Raw genomic sequence first — 17,448 nt, 5'->3', positions numbered from 1 at the left:
CGCTAGAGCAATTCGGCCAGCGCGCAAGTCATCGCCTCGCGCGGGGCGGGCAGCCCGGTGAACTGCTCCACCTGCGAGAACGCCTGATGCAGCAACATCTGCAGGCCGCTGATCACGCGCCCGCCGACGGCCTGCACCGCGGCAGCCAGCGGCGTCGGCCACGGGTCGTAGATGGCGTCCAGCAGCACCGGCACGGTGGCGAAGGTATCGGCGTAGCGCGCCGCCACGTCGGCCGGGATGGTGCTGACCAGCACCGCCGCCGAAGCCACCCGCTCGGCCAGGGCGGGGTCGTCCAGGCCGCAGCAGCGGGTCGCGACGCCCACTTGCGCCCCCAGTTCCACCAACCGGGCGGCCTTCTCGGGATCGCGCGCCACCACGGTGATGCCTTCGACGCCCAGCTGAGCCAACCCCACCACGGCTGCCGGCGCAGTGCCGCCCGACCCCACCACCACCGCGTGTCCGGTAACCGACCCCAGTGCGCCCGCGACGCCGTCGACGTCGGTGTTGTCGGCCCGCCAGCCGCGCGCGGTGCGGACCAAGGTGTTGGCGGACCCGACCTGCTCGGCGCGCGGGGTGCGCTCGTCGGCGAAGCGCAGCGCGGCGAACTTGCCCGGCATGGTCACCGACACCCCGACCCATTCCGGCCCGAACCCGCCGACCACTCCCGGCAGCGCGGCGGCGTCGCACTCGATGCGGTCGTAGGTCCAGCCGGTCAGGCCCAGGGCGCGGTAGGCGGCCAAATGCAGTTGCGGCGAGCGGGAATGCGCGATCGGCGAGCCCAGCACGCCCGCCTTGCGGATCTCAGCGCGCGGAATCGAATTGCCCTCTTCGCCGCCGCGCTCCGCGCGGCTACGCTCATCGCGCGGAATCGAGGACACCGTTGCGCTTGGCCAGTTCGATGTTCGCCAGATGCTGCTGGTAGTCCCGGGTGAACAAGGTGGTCCCCTGGGCGTCGATGGTGACGAAGTACAGCCAGTCCCCCGGTGCGGGATGCTCGGCGGCCCGCAGTGCCTCCACGCCGGGCGAGCAGATCGCCGTGCGCGGCAGCCCTTCGACCATGTAGGTATTCCACGGGGTGTGCTGCGCGCGGTCGGCGTCGGTGGTGGCCACCTCGCGGCGATCCAGCGGATAGTTCACCGTGGAGTCCAACTCGAGCCGGCGGTGCTCGTGCAGCCGGTTGTAGATGACCTGCGCCACCTTCGCGAAGTCCTGCGCGTTGGCTTCCTGCTGCACCAGCGAGGCCACCGCCAGGATGTCGTACGGCGATAGGCCCAGCGACTTGGCGGTGTCCAGCAACCCCGAGGTCAGATACTCCACCGCGCCGGCGCTGACCAGGTTGGCCAGCGTCGTCTCGGCGGAGGCGGCCGGGTCGATGTTGAAGGTCCCCGGCGCGATCAAGCCCTCCAGCCGGCGGTGGTCGTCGCCGAGTTCGCGCACCCGCTCCATCGCCCAATCCGGCACCGACAGCGCCGCTGGTGTGCTTTTGCTCGCCGCGGTGCGCAGGTCGGCCACCGCGATGCATCGCTGGTTGCCGTCGAGGTCGACGCAGGTGGCCCGCGAGATCAGGGTGAGGATGCCCGGCGTGGTCTTGTTGGTCTTCATGTCGGTGGTGTCGTCGAGCTGACGACCCTCCGGGATGACCAACCTGCCCACCCGGCTACCGGGGTCCGCCAGCCGGGCCACCGCGTTGGCCGCCGGGATCTCGGTGCGCATCCGGTAGTAGCCCGGCTGGATCGAGGAGATCGCGGCGTTGCCGTGGGCGGCGTCGACGAACGCCCGCACGGTGCGCACCACGCCGCGCTGCAGCAGCGTCTCTCCCACCGCGGTGGTCGAGTCGCCGGCCTGGACCTGGATCACGATGTCGCGCTTGCCGTTACCGGCGTAGTCGTTGTCCGAGCTTGAGAACAGATGCCACAACTTGCCGCCCAGCAACACCGCGGCCACCACGACCGCGACCAGCAGACCGGCCGCGATACCGCCGGCAACACGGCGGCGGCGACGGATGCGCTGGGCGTGCTTGCGCTGCGCCCGGGTCCGGCGCGGGCCGCCGCCACCGACGGCGACCGGTTCGGCCCGGCGCTCGGCCCGGCCTTCGTCCAAGTCAGACATCGGATGCCTGCTCGGCGGGGTCGGCTGCCCGAGCACGCTGCTGGTCGAGCCAGCCCTGCAGAATCCCCACCGCGGCCGCCTGGTCGATCACCGAGCGCTGCTGCCTGGCCCGCACCCCTGCCTCGCGCAGCGACCGCTGCGCGGCGACCGTGGTCAACCGCTCGTCGGCCAGCCGGACCGGCACCGGCGCGATGCGCTGCGCCAGCAGGTCCGCCAGCTCGATCGCATCCTGCGCCGACGATCCGATGCGGTCACCCAACGTCCGCGGCAGCCCCACGATCACCTCGACGGCCTCGTACTCGGAAACCAGCGCGCCCAGCCGACGCAGGTGCCGGCCGGACCGCTCGCGGCGGACCGTCTCCACCGGGGTCGCCAGAATGCCGTCGGGATCGCTGACGGCCACCCCGATGCGCACGGTGCCGACGTCCACGCCGATGCGGCGTCCTCGTCGGGGGTCAGCTGCACCCGTCACTCAACCGACCCGCGCTATCACTGCGATCTGCGCGCGCAGCGCGGCCAGGGCGGCGTCGATGCCGGCCGGGTTCTTTCCCGAACCCTGCGCCAGGTCGGGCTTGCCGCCGCCGCGACCATCTACCGCCTGAGCCAACTGCTTGACCAGATCATTGGCGCTCAGGCCCAGGTCCTGGGCGGCGGTATTGACAGCGACCGCATACGGCACCGTCGCGCCGTCACCCTCGGCGATCAGCGCCACCACGGCCGGGTCGGCACCCAGCTTGCCGCGCACGTCGCCGACCAGGGTGCGCAGGTCCGCTCCGGTCATCCCGGCCGCCATCCGCTGCGCCACCACCCGGACGTTACCGATCCGCTCGGCCCCCGCGGCGGCGTTTGTCGCAGCCGCCCGCGCGCTGGCCAGTCTGGCCTTCTCGAGTTCCTTCTCGGCGGCCTTGAGCCGCTCCACCAGGCCGGCCACCCGGGCCGGCACCTCCTCGGAGGGCACTTTCAGCGACGACGCCAGCCCGGCCATCAGCGCACGTTCCTTGGCCAGGTGCCGGAACGACTCCAGCCCCACGTAGGCCTCCACCCGGCGCACTCCCGAACCGATCGACGACTCCCCCAGGATGGTCACCGGACCGATCTGCGCGGTGTTGTGCACGTGGGTGCCGCCGCACAGCTCCAGGGAGAACGGGCCGCCCATCTCGACCACCCGCACCCGCTCCGGGTAGGCCTCGCCGAACAGCGCCATCGCACCCATCGCCTTGGCCTTCTCGAGCTGCTCGACGAAGGTGTGCACCTCGAAGTCGGCCTGCACGGCCTCGTTGGTGACCTGTTCGATCTCGGTGCGCTGCGCTTCGGACAGCGGGCCCTGCCAGTTGAAGTCGAACCGCAGATACCCCGGGCGGTTCAGCGACCCGGCCTGAACGGCGTTGGGGCCCAGAACTTGTCGCAGCGCCGCGTGCACCATGTGGGTGCCGGAGTGGCCCTGGGTGGCGCCCTTGCGCCAGCCGGGGTCCACCGCGGCGACCACGGTGTCGCCCTCGACGAACTCGCCGGATTCGACGTTGACCCGGTGCACGTGAACGGTTTTGGCGATCTTCTGCACGTCGGTGACGGCGGCCTTGGCGCTGCCGCCCGCCCCGGTGCCGGTGATCGTGCCGGCGTCGGCGATCTGCCCGCCCGACTCCGCGTACAGCGGCGTGCGATCCAGGATCAGCTCGACGCGGTCCGCCTCGGCGCTTTCGGCGTGCGAGACCACCGGGACCCGCCGGCCGTCGATGAAGATCCCCAGAATCCTTGCCTCAGAGGTCAATTCGTCGAAACCGGTGAACTCGGTGGGGCCGGCGTCGACCAGTTCGCGGTAGGCGGACAGGTCGGCGTGGGCGTGTTTGCGGGCAGCGGCGTCGGCCTTGGCACGCTGCCGCTGCTCGGCCATCAGCTCCCGGAACCCGGCCTCGTCGACGGTCAGGCCCGACTCGGCGGCCATCTCCAGGGTGAGCTCGATCGGGAAGCCGTAGGTGTCGTGCAGGGTGAAGGCGTCCGAGCCGGAAACCACGGTGGCGCCGGCCGATTTGGTGGCGCCGGCCACGTCGTCGAAAAGCTTGGACCCGGACGCCAGGGTGCGGTTGAACGCGGTCTCCTCGGCGACGGCGATCCGGTTGATCCGGTCGAAGTCGCTGACCAGTTCGGGGTAGGAGGGACCCATCGCGTCGCGCACCGTGGCCATCAGGTCCCCGACGATCGGGGTGTCGATGCCCAGCAGCTTGGCCGAGCGGATGACCCTTCGCAACAGCCTCCGCAGCACATACCCGCGACCGTCGTTGCCGGGGCTGACACCGTCGCCGATCAGGATGGCGGCGGTGCGGCTGTGGTCGGCGATGATGCGGTAGCGGACGTCGTCGGCGTGATTGCCGACGTCGTATCCGCGCGGTGCGCGGCTGGCCACCAGATCGATCACCGGGCGCAGCAGGTCGGTCTCGTAGACGTTGTGCACGTTCTGCAGCACCAGCGCGATGCGCTCTACACCCATGCCGGTGTCGATGTTCTTGCGCGGCAACGGCCCGAGGATCTCGTAGTCCTCCTTCGTGGTGCCCTCGCCGCGCTCGTTCTGCATGAACACCAGGTTCCAGACCTCGAGGTAGCGGTCCTCGTTGGCGATCGGGCCGCCGTCGACGCCGAACTCCGGGCCGCGGTCGTAGTAGATCTCCGACGACGGCCCGCACGGACCCGGGATGCCCATCGACCAGTAGTTGTCGGCCATGCCGCGGCGCTGGATCCGCTCGGCCGGCAGGCCGGCGACCTCCTGCCACAGCCCCGCCGCCTCATCGTCGTCGAGATAGACTGTGGCCCAAAGTTTTTCGGGATCCAGCCCGTACCCGCCGTCGGTAACCGGGTTGGTCAGCAGCGCCCAGGCCAGTTCGATGGCACCACGCTTGAAGTAGTCGCCGAAACTGAAATTGCCGGCCATCTGGAAGAACGTGTTGTGCCGGGTGGTGATGCCGACCTCGTCGATGTCCGGCGTGCGGATGCATTTCTGGATGCTGGTCGCGGTGGCGTAGGGCGGGGTGCGCTGACCCAGGAAGAACGGCACGAACTGCACCATGCCGGCGTTGACGAACAACAGGTTGGGGTCGTCGAGTATCACCGAGGCACTGGGCACTTCGGTGTGGCCTGCCTTCACGAAATGATCAAGGAAACGCTTCCTGATCTCGTGTGTCTGCACTCTTCTTCTTCCTTGCTTCTTTACGGGGTCGACCATCAGCCTATTCGCCGCGCTCTGCGACCGAATACGCAATTCGGCCCCGCTTAGCCTTCCATTCAGCCTTCGACGAAGCTCAACCGGACCGACCGCCGCGGGTTGTCCCGGTTCAGGTCGACCAGCACCACGCTCTGCCAGGTGCCCAGCAGCGGCTCGCCGCCATGGACCGGCACCGTCACCGACGGCGAGACGATGGCCGGCAACACGTGGTCGGCGCCGTGGCCCGGGGAGCCGTGCGCATGCCGGTAACGGCCGTCGCGCGGCAACAGCCGCTCCAGCGTGTCGACCAGGTCGTCGTCGGAGCCGGCACCGGTCTCGATGATCGCCACCCCGGCGGTGGCATGCGGGACGAAGACGTTGCACAAACCGTCCTCGTGGCTACCGCAGAAGCTGCGCACCGCCTCGGTCAGATCGACGATGCGGCGACGCGCGGTGTCCACATCAAGCACGTCGGTATGCACCCGGTCAAGCCTACGGCTCGGCATCCGCGCACTGCCAATCGACAGTGTGACGGTTGCCACACCCGCGGGGTCGGAGGAAGGTGGTTGGTGCACCACCGCAGCCGGCAGAAAGGCACGACCGTGTACGCACGCTCTACCACCATCCAGGCCCAACCTTCGCTGCTCAACATGGGTGTGGCCCATATGCGCGAGGTGGTGTTGCCCGCTCTGCAGCAGATCGACGGATGCCTGGGCATGTCGCTGCTGGTGGACCGGGAGTCGGCGCGGTGTGTGGCGACCAGCGCCTGGGAGAACCAGGACGCGATGCGCGCCAGCGCCGAGCGAGTCTGGCCGATCCGCAGCCGGGCCGTCAAGATCTTCGGCGGCAGCGCGGTGGTGGACCAGTGGGACATCGCGATGCTGCACCGCGACCACCGGTCCGGCCTGGGCGCCTGCGTGCGGGCCACCTGGCTCAAGGCCCGCCCGGAGCGGTTCGACCAGGCGCTCGACTTCTACAAGCTGGCGGTGCTGCCGGCCGTCGAAGAGTTCGACGGGTTCTGCAGCGCCAGCCTGATGATCGACCGCGCCTCGGCGCGGGCGGTGGTGTCGGTGACCTACGACAGCCGCGAAGCGATGGAACGCAGCAGCGAGGCGGCGCGCTCGTTGCGCACCGCGATCCTGCGGGACCTCGGGATCGACCAGGACGACGTCGGCGAATTCGAGCTGGCGATCGCCCGGCTGCGGGTGCCCGAGCTGGTCTGACGGCTGCGTTTGGCGCCGAGCGTGCCCGAGTTGTCTGACGGCTGCGTTTGGCGCCGAGCGTCACGCTGGCGCAACGGTCGGTGCCCACCGTCACGCTGGCGTGACGCTCGGCGGATGGGGTTGATCCGCTAGCGCTTCTTCCCGCGGATGATCGCGCGCAACCGGTCCAACCGGCCGGCCATCTCCCGTTCGGCACCCCGACCGGTAGGCCGATAGTAGTCCACGCCCACCAACTCGTCCGGCGGATACTGTTGCGCCACAACACCATCCGGGGCGTCGTGGGAGTACTTGTAGCCCTGCGCGTTGCCCAGCGCCGCCGCACCGGAGTAGTGCCCGTCGCGCAGATGCGCCGGCACCAGCCCGGCCTTGCCGGCTTTGACGTCGCCGATGGCCGCGCCCAGCGCCGTCGTCACGGCATTGGACTTCGGCGCGGTCGCCAGGTGAACGGTGGCATGCGCCAACGTCAGCTGCGCCTCGGGCATACCGATCAGCGCCACCGTCTGCGCCGCGGCCACGGCCACCAGCAGCGCGGTCGGGTCCGCCATGCCGATGTCCTCGCTGGCCAGGATCATCAGCCGGCGCGCGATGAACCGCGGATCTTCGCCGGCGACGAGCATCCTGGCCAGATAGTGCAGTGCCGCGTCCACATCCGAGCCGCGCACCGACTTGATGAACGCGCTGACGACGTCGTAGTGCTGGTCGCCGTCGCGGTCGTAGCGCACCGCGGCCCGGTCCAGGGACTGTTCGATGGTCTCGACGGTGACGGTGGCCGTTCCCGCCGTTCCCGCCGTTTCCGACGCCACCTCCAGCGCGGTCAGCGCGCGGCGGGCATCGCCGGCCGCCAACTGCACCAGCAGCTCGACGGCGGCGGCATCGACCGCCATCTTGCCGCCCAGCCCGCGCGGGTCGTCGATGGCACGCTGCACGACGGTGCGGATGTCGTCGGGGGTCAGCGGCCGCAACTGCAGGATCAGCGACCGCGACAGCAGCGGCGCCACCACCGAGAAAGACGGGTTCTCGGTAGTCGCCGCCACCAGCAGCACCACCCGGTTCTCCACCGCGGCCAGCAGCGCGTCCTGCTGCGTCTTGGAGAAACGGTGCACCTCGTCGATGAACAACACCGTCTGCTCACCGGAGAGCAGGCTGCGGCGCGCCTGGTCGATCACCGCCCGCACCTCTTTGACGCCGGCCGACAGCGCCGAGAGCGCTTCGAACCGGCGGCCGGTGGCGTGTGAGATCAGCGCCGCCAGCGTGGTCTTGCCGCTTCCCGGCGGCCCGTACAGGATGGCCGAGGCCACCCCGGATCCCTCGGCCAAGCGCCGCAGCGGCGACCCGGGCGCCAGCAGATGGTCCTGCCCGACGACTTCGTCCAGCGTCGCCGGACGCATCCGCACCGCCAGCGGCGCCGAGGCTCCCGCCGGGGCGCCCACCGCACCCGGAGCGGCCATTCCGCCCCGGCCGGACGTCACCGGTTCCGCGGGAAGGTCGAACAGACCGTCGGACACGGATTCAGGCTTACCACGCAGTGCGGATAGCCAACCAATGCGCGCGATTCGGGCCCAGGTTTGCTAAGTTCCCGTTTGCGCCGATGGAACAAAGTTAAGCCCCGATCGACCAGAGCGAACTACGAGGCAACTAGGACTGCAATGAGCCAGCCGCCAGAATATCCAGGCAATCCGTCCGATCCGCAGGGCTACCCGCCCCCGCCGCGCCACGGCGCACCGCCGCCCGGAGGGGGTTACGGCGCACCGCCACCTCCACCGCCGAGCTACACGCCTGCCCCACCGCCGAGCTACACGCCTCCCCCACCGCCGCAGGGGCCGCCGGGCGGCTACCAGGCTCCCGGCGGCTACGGCGGCCCGCCGCCCCCGCCACCCGGCTACGGCGCACCGAGCGCGCCGCCGGCCGGCTACCCGCCGCCGGGTTACGGGGCCCCGGCCGGCGGCCCCGGCGCGTCGTTCAGCGTCGGCGAGGCCTTCAGCTGGGCGTGGGGCAAGTTCACCAAGAACGCCGCGGCGCTGGCCGTTGCGGGCGTCATCTTCGTCGTCGGTCTCGGCATCCTCTTCGCCATCCTCTACACGTCATTGATCGCGGGGATGATGAATGCCAGCACCACCACCTATGACCCCAACACCGGCGCCTACCAAACCGACGCCAGCCTCGGCGCGGGTTCGCTGATCCTGGGGCTGCTGCTGGGCCTGTTGCTCGCCGTCGTCAGCTTCTATATGCAGGCGAGCTTCATCTCGGGCAGCCTCGACGTCGCCGACGGTAAGCCGGTGACCGTCGCGTCGTTCCTCAAACCCCGCAACTTCGGACCAGTCCTCCTCACCGCGTTGCTGGTGATGGTGGGCACGTCGATCGGCAGCATCCTGTGCTACATCCCGGGGTTGATCTTCAGCTTCCTCACGATGTTCGCCCTGCAGTTCGCGGTGGACCGGTCTTTGTCGCCGGTTGATTCGATCAAAGCCAGCATTGCGTTGACCCGGGCCAACGTCGGCCCCAGTCTGCTGACCTGGCTCGTTCAGATCGCGGTCATGCTGGTCGGCGAATTCGCTTGCGGTGTCGGATTGATCGTGGCCATCCCGGTCGCCTTCCTGATCCAGACCTATGCCTACCGCAAACTGACGGGCGGTTACGTCGCCCCGTTGGAGCAGGCTGGACTGCCACCGGGGCCGCCACCGGGCCAGTATCCGGGTCCGCAGTATTCGTAAGTACTGGTAAAACCTGCGAAACAGGTCGTTCACACGCAACGGCCTGATTAACGAAAGACTGCCGCCCGCAGCACAAGCCGGAAACGGCGCGCGCTGCGGGCGGCAGTCACTTGTGATGGGATCAGCGGTTATGAGCATCAAAGTTGCACTGGAGCACCGCACCAGTTACACCTTTGACAAGCTGGTCCAGGTGTATCCGCACATCGTGCGGTTGCGTCCGGCGCCGCATTCGCGCACCCCGATCGAGGCGTATTCGCTGCGGGTCGAACCGGCCGAGCACTTCATCAACTGGCAGCAGGACGCGCTGGGCAACTTCCTGGCGCGGCTGGTCTTCCCGAAACCCACCCGCGAGCTCACCATCACCGTCGGGCTGATCGCCGATCTCAAGGTGATCAACCCGTTCGACTTCTTCATCGAGGACTGGGCCGAAACGTGGCCGGCGGAGGGGCTCGTCTACCCCAAAGCCCTGGCCGCCGACCTGGAACCGTTCATGCGGCCCGTCGACGAGGAGCACGACGGGTCCGGGCCAGGCGAACTCGTGCAGGCCTGGGTGCGCAACTTCGCCGTCCCCCCGGGCACCCGCACCATCGACTTCCTCGTCGCGCTCAACCACGCGATCAACGCCGACGTCACCTACAGCCTGCGGATGGAGCCCGGCGTGCAGACCCCGGACTACACGCTGCGCAGTGGGGTGGGTTCGTGCCGCGACTCGGCGTGGCTGATGGTGTCGATCCTGCGCCAGCTCGGCCTGGCCGCCCGGTTCGTGTCGGGCTACCTGGTGCAGCTGGCCTCCGACGTGGAGGCCCTGGACGGCCCGTCGGGACCGGCCGCGGACTTCACCGACCTGCACGCCTGGACCGAGGTGTACATCCCCGGCGCGGGCTGGATCGGGCTGGACCCGACGTCGGGGCTGTTCGCCGGCGAGGGCCACATTCCGCTGGCGGCGACCCCGCACCCGTCGTCGGCGGCACCCATCACCGGCAGCACCGAGCCGTGCTCGTCGGTGATGGAGTTCTCCAACACCGTCACCCGCGTCCACGAGGATCCGCGGGTCACGCTGCCCTACACCGACGACGCGTGGCAGACCATCTGCACCGTCGGTCACCAGGTCGACGAGCGACTGGCCGCCGGCGACGTCCGGCTGACCATCGGCGGCGAGCCCACGTTCGTGTCGGTGGACAACCAGGTCGACCCGGAATGGCGCACCGCCGCCGACGGGCCGCACAAACGGCGGCTGGCCTCCGCGCTGGCCGCCAGACTCAAGGCGCAGTGGGCGCCGCAGGGACTGGTGCAGCGCAGTCAGGGCAAGTGGTACCCGGGTGAGCCGTTGCCGCGCTGGCAGATCGGGCTGTACTGGCGTGCCGACGGGCGCCCGCTGTGGGCCAACGAAGCGTTGCTGGCCGACCCCTGGGCCCCGGAATTGCCGGACCCTGTCGAAACGTCGGTGGCCAACGACGTGCTTGCCACCGTCGCCGAAGGTCTGGGGCTGCCGCTGTCTCAGGTGCGCCCGGCCTACGAGGACCCGCTGGCGCGGCTGGCCTCCGCGGTGCGGTTGCCGGTCGGCGACCCGGTCGATCCCGCCGACGACCTGGCCCCGGAAAGCGGCCACGACGCCGCCGCCCTGCTCGCCAGCCTGGACGAAACCATCACGACCCCGGTGGCATTCGTGCTTCCGATCCATCGTCGCGAGGACGGCTCCGGCTGGGCCAGCGCGAACTGGCGGCTGCGCCGCGGCCGGCTGGTGCTCACCGAGGGCGACTCGCCGGCCGGCCTGCGGCTGCCGCTGGATTCGATCAGCTGGCGCCCGCCGCCGACACCGTTCGACGCCGACCCGGTCAGCCCGGGGCAGCTGCCGGTACCCGAGCCCGCCGCGGCCGGCGAGACGGCGGTGCTGGTGGACCCGCAGGGCGCGCCGACGACCGCGCTGGTCGCCGAGGTCCGCGACGGGTTGCTCTACATCTTCCTGCCGCCCACCGCGGCGCTGGAAGACTTCATCGACCTGGTCAGCCGGGTGGAGATGGCGGTGGCCAAGGCCGACACCCCGGTAGTGATCGAGGGGTACGGGCCACCGACGGACCCGCGGCTGATATCGACGACGGTCACCCCCGACCCCGGCGTCATCGAAGTCAACGTCGCCCCGACCGCCAGTTTCGACGAACAGCGCCAACAACTCGAGACGCTCTACGAGCAAGCCCGCCTGGCCCGGTTGTCCACCGAATCGTTCGACGTGGACGGCACGCACGGCGGTACCGGCGGCGGCAACCACATCACACTGGGCGGCGTCACCCCGGCCGACTCGCCGCTGCTGCGCCGCCCCGACCTGCTGGTGTCGCTGTTGACGTATTGGCAGCGGCACCCGTCGCTGTCCTACCTGTTCGCCGGCCGATTCGTCGGCACCACCTCGCAGGCGCCGCGCGTCGACGAGGGCCGCGCCGAGGCTCTCTACGAGCTGGAGATCGCCTTCGCCGAGATCGCCCGGCTCGGCGGCGGGGGGCCGAAGAGCAACGCCAAGCCGTGGGTGACCGACCGCGCGCTGCGCCACCTGCTCACCGACATCACCGGCAACACCCACCGCGCCGAGTTCTGCATCGACAAGCTCTACAGCCCCGAGGGCCCCCGCGGCCGGCTGGGCCTGCTGGAGCTGCGCGGGTTCGAGATGCCCCCGCATCTGCGGATGGCGATGGTGCAGTCGCTGTTGGTGCGCTCGCTGGTGGCCTGGTTCTGGGATGAGCCGCTGCGCGCCCCGCTGATCCGGCACGGCGAAAACCTGCACGGACGATATCTGTTGCCGCACTTCCTGATTCACGACATCGCCGACGTCGCGGCCGACCTGCGCGCGCACGGCATCGCGTTCGAGACGAGCTGGCTGGACCCGTTCACCGAGTTCCGCTTCCCGCGCATCGGCACCGCGGTGTTCGACGGCGTGGAAATCGAGCTGCGCGGGGCGATCGAGCCGTGGAACACCCTGGGCGAGGAGTCCACGGCCACCGGGACCGCCCGCTACGTCGACTCCTCGGTGGAGCGGGTCCAGGTCCGCGTCATCGGCGCCGACCGGCACCGCTACACGGTGACCTGCAACGGCTACCCGGTCCCGTTGCTGGCCACCGACAACCCCGACATTCACGTCGGTGGGGTGCGGTTCAAGGCGTGGCAACCGCCCAGCGCCCTGCACCCGACCATCTCCATCGACACGCCGCTGCAATTCGAGCTGATCGACCTGACCACCGGGACGTCCCGCGGTGGCTGCACCTACCACGTCGTCCACCCTGGCGGCCGCGCCTACGATGAGCCGCCGGTCAACGCGGTGGAGGCCGAGTCGCGCCGGTCGCGGCGGTTCGAGGCGACCGGGTTCACCCCGGGCAAGCTCGACCTGGCCGGTATCCGGGAGAAGCAGGCGCGGTTGTACACCGACATCGGCGCGCCGGGCATCCTCGACCTGCGACGCGTGCGTACCGTGCAGCAGTAGTGGCGTTCGGGACACGGCACGGGAATTTGACACACCTATGGCAGTCGGCATGAGCATGAGCGGGTCTTCGGCGTTCGCCGGGCACCAGGAGAGCTTGGCCGGGTTCGAGAGCAGGCACTACGACGGCGACCGGCTGCTGGCCGGATATCGCACCGCCCGCGCCCAGGAAGCACTGTTCGATCTGCGCGAGGGTCCCGGCGTCGGCTACGACGAGTTCGTCGACTCCGACGGCAACGTGCGGCCGGGATGGCACGAACTCGCCGACGCGATCGCCGAACGCGGCCGGGCCGGGCTGGACCGGCTGCGCTCAGTGGTGCACAGCCTGATCGACCACGACGGCATCACCTACACCGGGGTCGCGGACACCCAGGACGCGCGCGACGTGTCCCCGGGGCACGGCCCGGAGCCGGGACTGTGGCACCTGGACACGCTGCCGCTGGTGGTCTCGGCCGCCGACTGGGAGTTGCTGGAAGCGGGGCTGGTGCAGCGCGCCCGGCTGCTCGACGCGGCGCTCGCGGACCTGTACGGGCCGCGCCATCTGCTCACCGAGGGACTGCTGCCGCCGCAGCTGGTGTTCGCCCATCCCGGATACGTGCGGCCCGCCACCGGGATCAAGGTGCCCGGCCACCACCAGCTGTTCATGCACGGCTGCGATGTGAGCCGGCGGGCCGACGGCACCTTCCAGATCAACGCCGACTGGACCCAGGCCCCCTCCGGCGCCGGATACGCGCTGGCCGACCGGCGGGTACTGGCGCACGCGATTCCCGATCTGTACGAACGGATCGCGCCGCGGGCCAACACCCCGTTCGCTCAGGCGCTGCGGCTGGCGCTGATCGACGCCGCACCCGATGTGGTGCAGGACCCGGTAGTGGTGGTGCTCAGCCCGGGCATCTACTCCGAGACCGCGTTCGACCAGGCCTATCTGGCCACGCTGCTGGGTTTCCCGCTGGTGGAGAGCGCCGATCTGGTGGTGCGCGACGGGAAACTGTGGATGCGTTCCCTGGGCACACTCAAGCGGGTCGACGTGGTACTGCGCCGCGTCGACGCGCTGTACGCCGACCCGCTGGATCTGCGTGCCGACTCCCGGCTCGGGGTGGTCGGGCTGGTGGAGACGCTGCACCGCGGCACTGTCACGGTGGTCAACACACTGGGCAGCGGAATTCTGGAAAGCCCTGGGCTGCTTCGTTTTCTGCCGGATCTGGCCGAGCGGCTGCTCGGCGAGGAGCCGCTGCTGGCTTCGGCGCAGGTGTTCTGGGGCGGCATCCCCGCTGAACTCTCGCACCTGCTGGCCAACCTGTCGCGGCTGTTGATCCGACCGGTGGACGGCGGGGAAACCCTTGTCGGACCGACACTTTCGTCCGCTCAGCTCAGCGAGCTGACCGCCCGTATCGAGGCGGCGCCGTGGCGGTGGACCGGGCAGGAGCCGCCGACGTTCTCCTCGGCGCCCACCGACCACGCCGGCGTGCTGTCCTCCGCGGGTGTCGGGATGCGGTTGTTCACCGTGGCCCAGCGCAGCGGCTACGCACCCATGATCGGCGGCCTGGGCTACGTGGTGGCGCCCGGCCCGGCCGCATACACCTTGAAAACGGTTGCCGCCAAGGATATCTGGGTGCGACCGACGGAGCGTGCCATCGCCGAGACGGTGACCCTGCCGTCGGCGCCGCGGCCCGTCAAGACGGGTGCGGGCACCTGGGCCGTCAGCTCGCCGCGGGTGCTCTCGGACATGTTCTGGATAGGACGCTACGGCGAGCGGGCCGAGGACATGGCGCGACTGCTGATCGTTGCGCGGGAGCGCTACCACGTCTACCGGCACCACCAGCACACCGAGGAGAGCGAGTGCGTGCCGGCGCTGATGGCCGCGCTCGGACGCATCACCGGAACCGACACCGGGGCGGGCGGCGCCGACGAGTACGACCCCGCCGAGATGATCGCCGTGGCTCCCTCGATGCTGTGGGCGATGACGGTGGAGTCGGGCCGGCCGGGATCGTTGATCCAGTCGGTGGAGGGTCTGGCGCTGGCCGCCCGCGCGGTGCGCGACCAGTTGTCCAACGACACCTGGATGGTGCTGGCCAATGTCGAACGCGCGGTTGGCCTTCGGTCGGATCCGCCGCAGTCGCTGGCCGAAGCCGACGCGCTGCTGGCCGCCGCCCAGTCCCAGGCGCTCGCCGGGATGCTGACGCTGGCCGGGGTGGCCGGCGAGTCGATGGTGCGCGACGTCGGCTGGACGATGATGGACATCGGCAAGCGGATCGAGCGGGGGCTGTGGCTGACCGCGCTGCTGACCGACACACTCACCAAGGTCCGGGGCACCGTCGCCGAGCAATCGATCGTCGAGGCCACTCTGGAGGCCTGCGAGTCGTCGGTCATCTACCGCCGGCGCAACCTGGGCAAGATCAGCGTGGCCGCGGTGACCGAGCTGATGCTGTTCGACCCGCAGAACCCGCGCTCGCTGTTGTACCAACTCGAGCAGTTGCGGGCGCACCTCAAGAACCTGCCCGGCTCGTCCGGCTCGTCGCGTCCCGAGCGGATCGTGGACGAGATCGGCACCCGGCTGCGCCGCGCGGATCCCGTTGAGCTGGAAGAGATCACCGACGGGCAGCGGGCAGAGCTGGCCGAGCTGCTGGAGTGGGTGCACGCCGCGCTGCGCGAGCTGGCCGACACCATCACCGCCACGCAGCTCGCCCTGCCCGGCGGCATGCAGCCGCTGTGGGGTGGCCCCGACGAACGGCGCACGCTGCCCGCGTAGCTAGTTCTGCGATGTCACCTCGTCGATCACGGTGTGGACGAACTGCATCTTGTCCAGCACCGCCGGCGGCAGCACGAACGGGTAGAGGTCGTCGTGCCCCATGGACCGGTTCACCATGTTCAGCGACCATGACAACGGCAGCCACATCTCGATAATGGTGGGAAATGCGCTGGGGCCCAACGGCGGCCGGTCGAACGTGGCGGCCGCCGGGGCCAGACCGCACGACGCCGAGGTGTCCAGGGTGTCGCGGATGTGCAGGTAGTGGGCGAACGTCTCGGCCCAGTCCTCCGCGGGGTGCATGGTCGCATAGGACGAGACGTAGGTTTCCTCCCAACCATCCGGGGCACCTTCGCTGTAGTGACGGTCCAGCGCGGCCTGATAGTCGGCGTCGGGATCGCCGAACAGCTCGTTGAACCGCTGCAGATACTCAGGTGTCCTGATCAGGCGGTAGAAGTAGTAGTGCCCGACCTCGTGGCGGAAGTGCCCGAGCAGGGTGCGGTACGGCTCCTCCATCTCCACCCGCAACTGTTCGCGGTGCACGTCGTCGCCCTCGGCCAAATCCAGTGTGATAACCCCGTTTTCGTGGCCGGTGATGACGTTCTCGTGCGCACTGGACAGCAGCCGGAAAGCCAGCCCGTAGTCCGGGTCCTGGTCACGCCCGATGATCGGTAGCTTCATCTCGTGCAACTCGGCGACCAGTCGCCGCTTGGCCGCTTCGGCGCGGGCGAACTCCGCCAGACCGACCGTGTCGCCGTCGTGCGGGCGCTCGATTGTCAACGCGCACGACTCGCACAGGGTGCCTGGCGGATCCACCGGAACCAGCCAGTTGCATTCGGCCACATACAGATTGGCGCACAACTGGTATTCGGCGGCCGCGACCGCACCGGCGTGGTCGCTGTCCTCCTCTTGCTTGGCGATCACCAGCAACGCCATCTGATCCAGCGAAAAGCCCAGCGCGCTGCCGCAGTTCAGGCAGGCCGAGTTCTCGAATGTCAGGCGCTGGCCACAGTTGGGGCAGCTGAAATCACGCATGTAGTTCATCACCTTCGAATGGGACGACGTCGACACCGACGTCGATTACGCTGCGCTCGGAATTCGTGTAGATGATGCCGCGCAGCGGGGGCACATCCGCGTAGTCGCGTCCGCGGCCGACGATGATGTAGCGCTCGTCGACCAAGGCGTCGTTGGTGGGATCCAGCCCCAGCCACTCGAATTGGCCGGGCTGTTGCGGCGTCCACACCGACGCCCAAGCGTGGGTCGCGTCAATGCCTATCATTCGATCCTTCCCCGGTGGTGGGTCGGTGGCCAGATACCCGGACACGTAGCAGGCCGCCAGACCGTTGGCTCGCAGGCAGGCGATCGCCAGCCTCGCGAAGTCTTGACATACCCCCTCGCGGGCAATCAGAACCTCGTTGACGCGGGTGGAAACGGTGGTCGATCCGGACCGGTAGGTGAAGTCGCCGAAGATGCGCGACGAGAGGTCCCGCAGCACCTCGACCAGCGGGCGTCCGGGTTCAAAGCTGGGGGCGGCGTACGCGCGGACCTCGTCGGTGATCTCCGGCGGGGTGAGGTCCAGGGTGAAGTCGACAGCCAACGCGCCGGCTGTCCCGGCCGGCCGCGCGGCCTCCCACGGTTGCAGTGCCGGGCCGCTGCTGTAGAGGCCCGGATGCGGTGGGGCCACGTCGACGATCGAATCGCTGGTGACGGTCAGCGCGCGGTGCGGCTCGGTGACGTGGAAGTAGGAGCTGATGTTGCCGTAGGTGTCGCGGCTGGTGGAGCTGTCCGACGGGGTGGGGTTGATGTCCAGTCGGTGCGCCACGCAACGCTGGCGCAACGAGTCGCGCGGGGTGAGGAACCCGCGCCCGTACGAGCTGGTCACGACGTCGGAGTACCGGTATTCGGTGCGGTGCGTGACCCGATAGCGTTTGGCGTCCGCGGGGCTGGTCAGGCCGGACAGCTCGGCATACGGCAACTGGCGTCTCCCCTGTGCGTGATCACCC

Annotated in this window: 12 protein-coding genes; 4 read left to right on the top strand and 8 right to left on the bottom strand. The window is 69.6% G+C overall.

Features of this window, described 5'->3' with window-relative positions; translation table 11 throughout:
* Window positions 1-2: 2 nt before the first annotated feature.
* The 5 genes from MKCMC460_RS12445 to MKCMC460_RS12425 all read right to left on the bottom strand — a co-directional run bounded on the left by MKCMC460_RS12445 (window position 3) and on the right by MKCMC460_RS12425 (window position 5,772).
* On the bottom strand, window positions 3-800 hold the full coding sequence (locus MKCMC460_RS12445) for a shikimate dehydrogenase (RefSeq protein WP_236984206.1): 798 nt from the start codon (window positions 798-800) through the stop codon (window positions 3-5).
* A 55-nt stretch (window positions 801-855) separates the two neighbouring features.
* Window positions 856-2,109, bottom strand: coding sequence for an endolytic transglycosylase MltG (mltG, locus tag MKCMC460_RS12440; protein ID WP_236976123.1), 1,254 nt, complete (start codon window positions 2,107-2,109; stop codon window positions 856-858).
* Complete coding sequence (gene ruvX, locus MKCMC460_RS12435) at window positions 2,102-2,581, bottom strand: Holliday junction resolvase RuvX (protein WP_236976125.1); 480 nt, start codon at window positions 2,579-2,581, stop codon at window positions 2,102-2,104. The genes mltG and ruvX overlap by 8 nt, the downstream gene beginning before the upstream one ends.
* Window positions 2,582-5,287, bottom strand: coding sequence for an alanine--tRNA ligase (gene alaS, locus MKCMC460_RS12430; RefSeq protein ID WP_236976127.1), 2,706 nt, complete (start codon window positions 5,285-5,287; stop codon window positions 2,582-2,584).
* Between the two features lie 95 nt (window positions 5,288-5,382).
* Entirely contained in the window at window positions 5,383-5,772 is a 390-nt protein-coding gene (locus tag MKCMC460_RS12425) for a secondary thiamine-phosphate synthase enzyme YjbQ (protein WP_236984208.1), read from the bottom strand.
* A 132-nt stretch (window positions 5,773-5,904) separates the two neighbouring features.
* On the opposite strand from MKCMC460_RS12425, the gene MKCMC460_RS12420 reads away from it, so the two are divergent.
* Window positions 5,905-6,525: a hypothetical protein gene (locus tag MKCMC460_RS12420; protein WP_236976129.1), complete on the top strand. Its 621-nt coding sequence runs from the start codon at window positions 5,905-5,907 to the stop codon at window positions 6,523-6,525.
* 128 nt (window positions 6,526-6,653) lie between these two features.
* Here MKCMC460_RS12420 and MKCMC460_RS12415 read toward each other — a convergent pair whose 3' ends face one another.
* Window positions 6,654-8,030 (bottom strand): replication-associated recombination protein A, encoded by a 1,377-nt coding sequence (locus MKCMC460_RS12415; protein ID WP_370653120.1) that lies wholly within the window; start codon window positions 8,028-8,030, stop codon window positions 6,654-6,656.
* Window positions 8,031-8,171: 141 nt separating this feature from the next.
* Between MKCMC460_RS12415 and MKCMC460_RS12410 the strand changes: the two genes are divergently transcribed.
* From MKCMC460_RS12410 to MKCMC460_RS12400, 3 genes are all read left to right on the top strand, one after another.
* Window positions 8,172-9,236: a hypothetical protein gene (locus MKCMC460_RS12410; RefSeq protein ID WP_238305778.1), complete on the top strand. Its 1,065-nt coding sequence runs from the start codon at window positions 8,172-8,174 to the stop codon at window positions 9,234-9,236.
* Between the two features lie 130 nt (window positions 9,237-9,366).
* Window positions 9,367-12,702 carry a DUF2126 domain-containing protein gene (locus tag MKCMC460_RS12405; protein ID WP_236976133.1) on the top strand — a complete coding sequence of 1,112 codons (3,336 nt, stop codon included), beginning with the start codon at window positions 9,367-9,369 and terminating at the stop codon, window positions 12,700-12,702.
* Window positions 12,703-12,751: 49 nt separating this feature from the next.
* Window positions 12,752-15,448 (top strand): circularly permuted type 2 ATP-grasp protein, encoded by a 2,697-nt coding sequence (locus MKCMC460_RS12400; RefSeq protein ID WP_370653119.1) that lies wholly within the window; start codon window positions 12,752-12,754, stop codon window positions 15,446-15,448.
* Here the strand turns inward: MKCMC460_RS12400 and MKCMC460_RS12395 are convergent, their stop codons facing one another.
* Both MKCMC460_RS12395 and MKCMC460_RS12390 read right to left on the bottom strand, forming a co-directional pair.
* The gene (locus tag MKCMC460_RS12395) at window positions 15,449-16,480 is read right to left on the bottom strand and encodes a putative zinc-binding metallopeptidase (protein WP_236976135.1); all 1,032 of its coding nucleotides are present in this window, start codon (window positions 16,478-16,480) and stop codon (window positions 15,449-15,451) included. It lies immediately after the preceding gene.
* On the bottom strand, window positions 16,473-17,405 hold the full coding sequence (locus tag MKCMC460_RS12390) for a transglutaminase family protein (RefSeq protein WP_236984215.1): 933 nt from the start codon (window positions 17,403-17,405) through the stop codon (window positions 16,473-16,475). The genes MKCMC460_RS12395 and MKCMC460_RS12390 overlap by 8 nt, the downstream gene beginning before the upstream one ends.
* Window positions 17,406-17,448 lie beyond the last annotated feature (43 nt).

The sequence above is a fragment of the Mycobacterium sp. 20KCMC460 genome (assembly GCF_022179425.1).
Classification (GTDB): Bacteria; Actinomycetota; Actinomycetes; order Mycobacteriales; family Mycobacteriaceae; genus Mycobacterium; species Mycobacterium kiyosense.
Note: the sequence above shows the minus strand (reverse complement) of the source record. Positions and strands in the feature narration are given on the sequence as shown.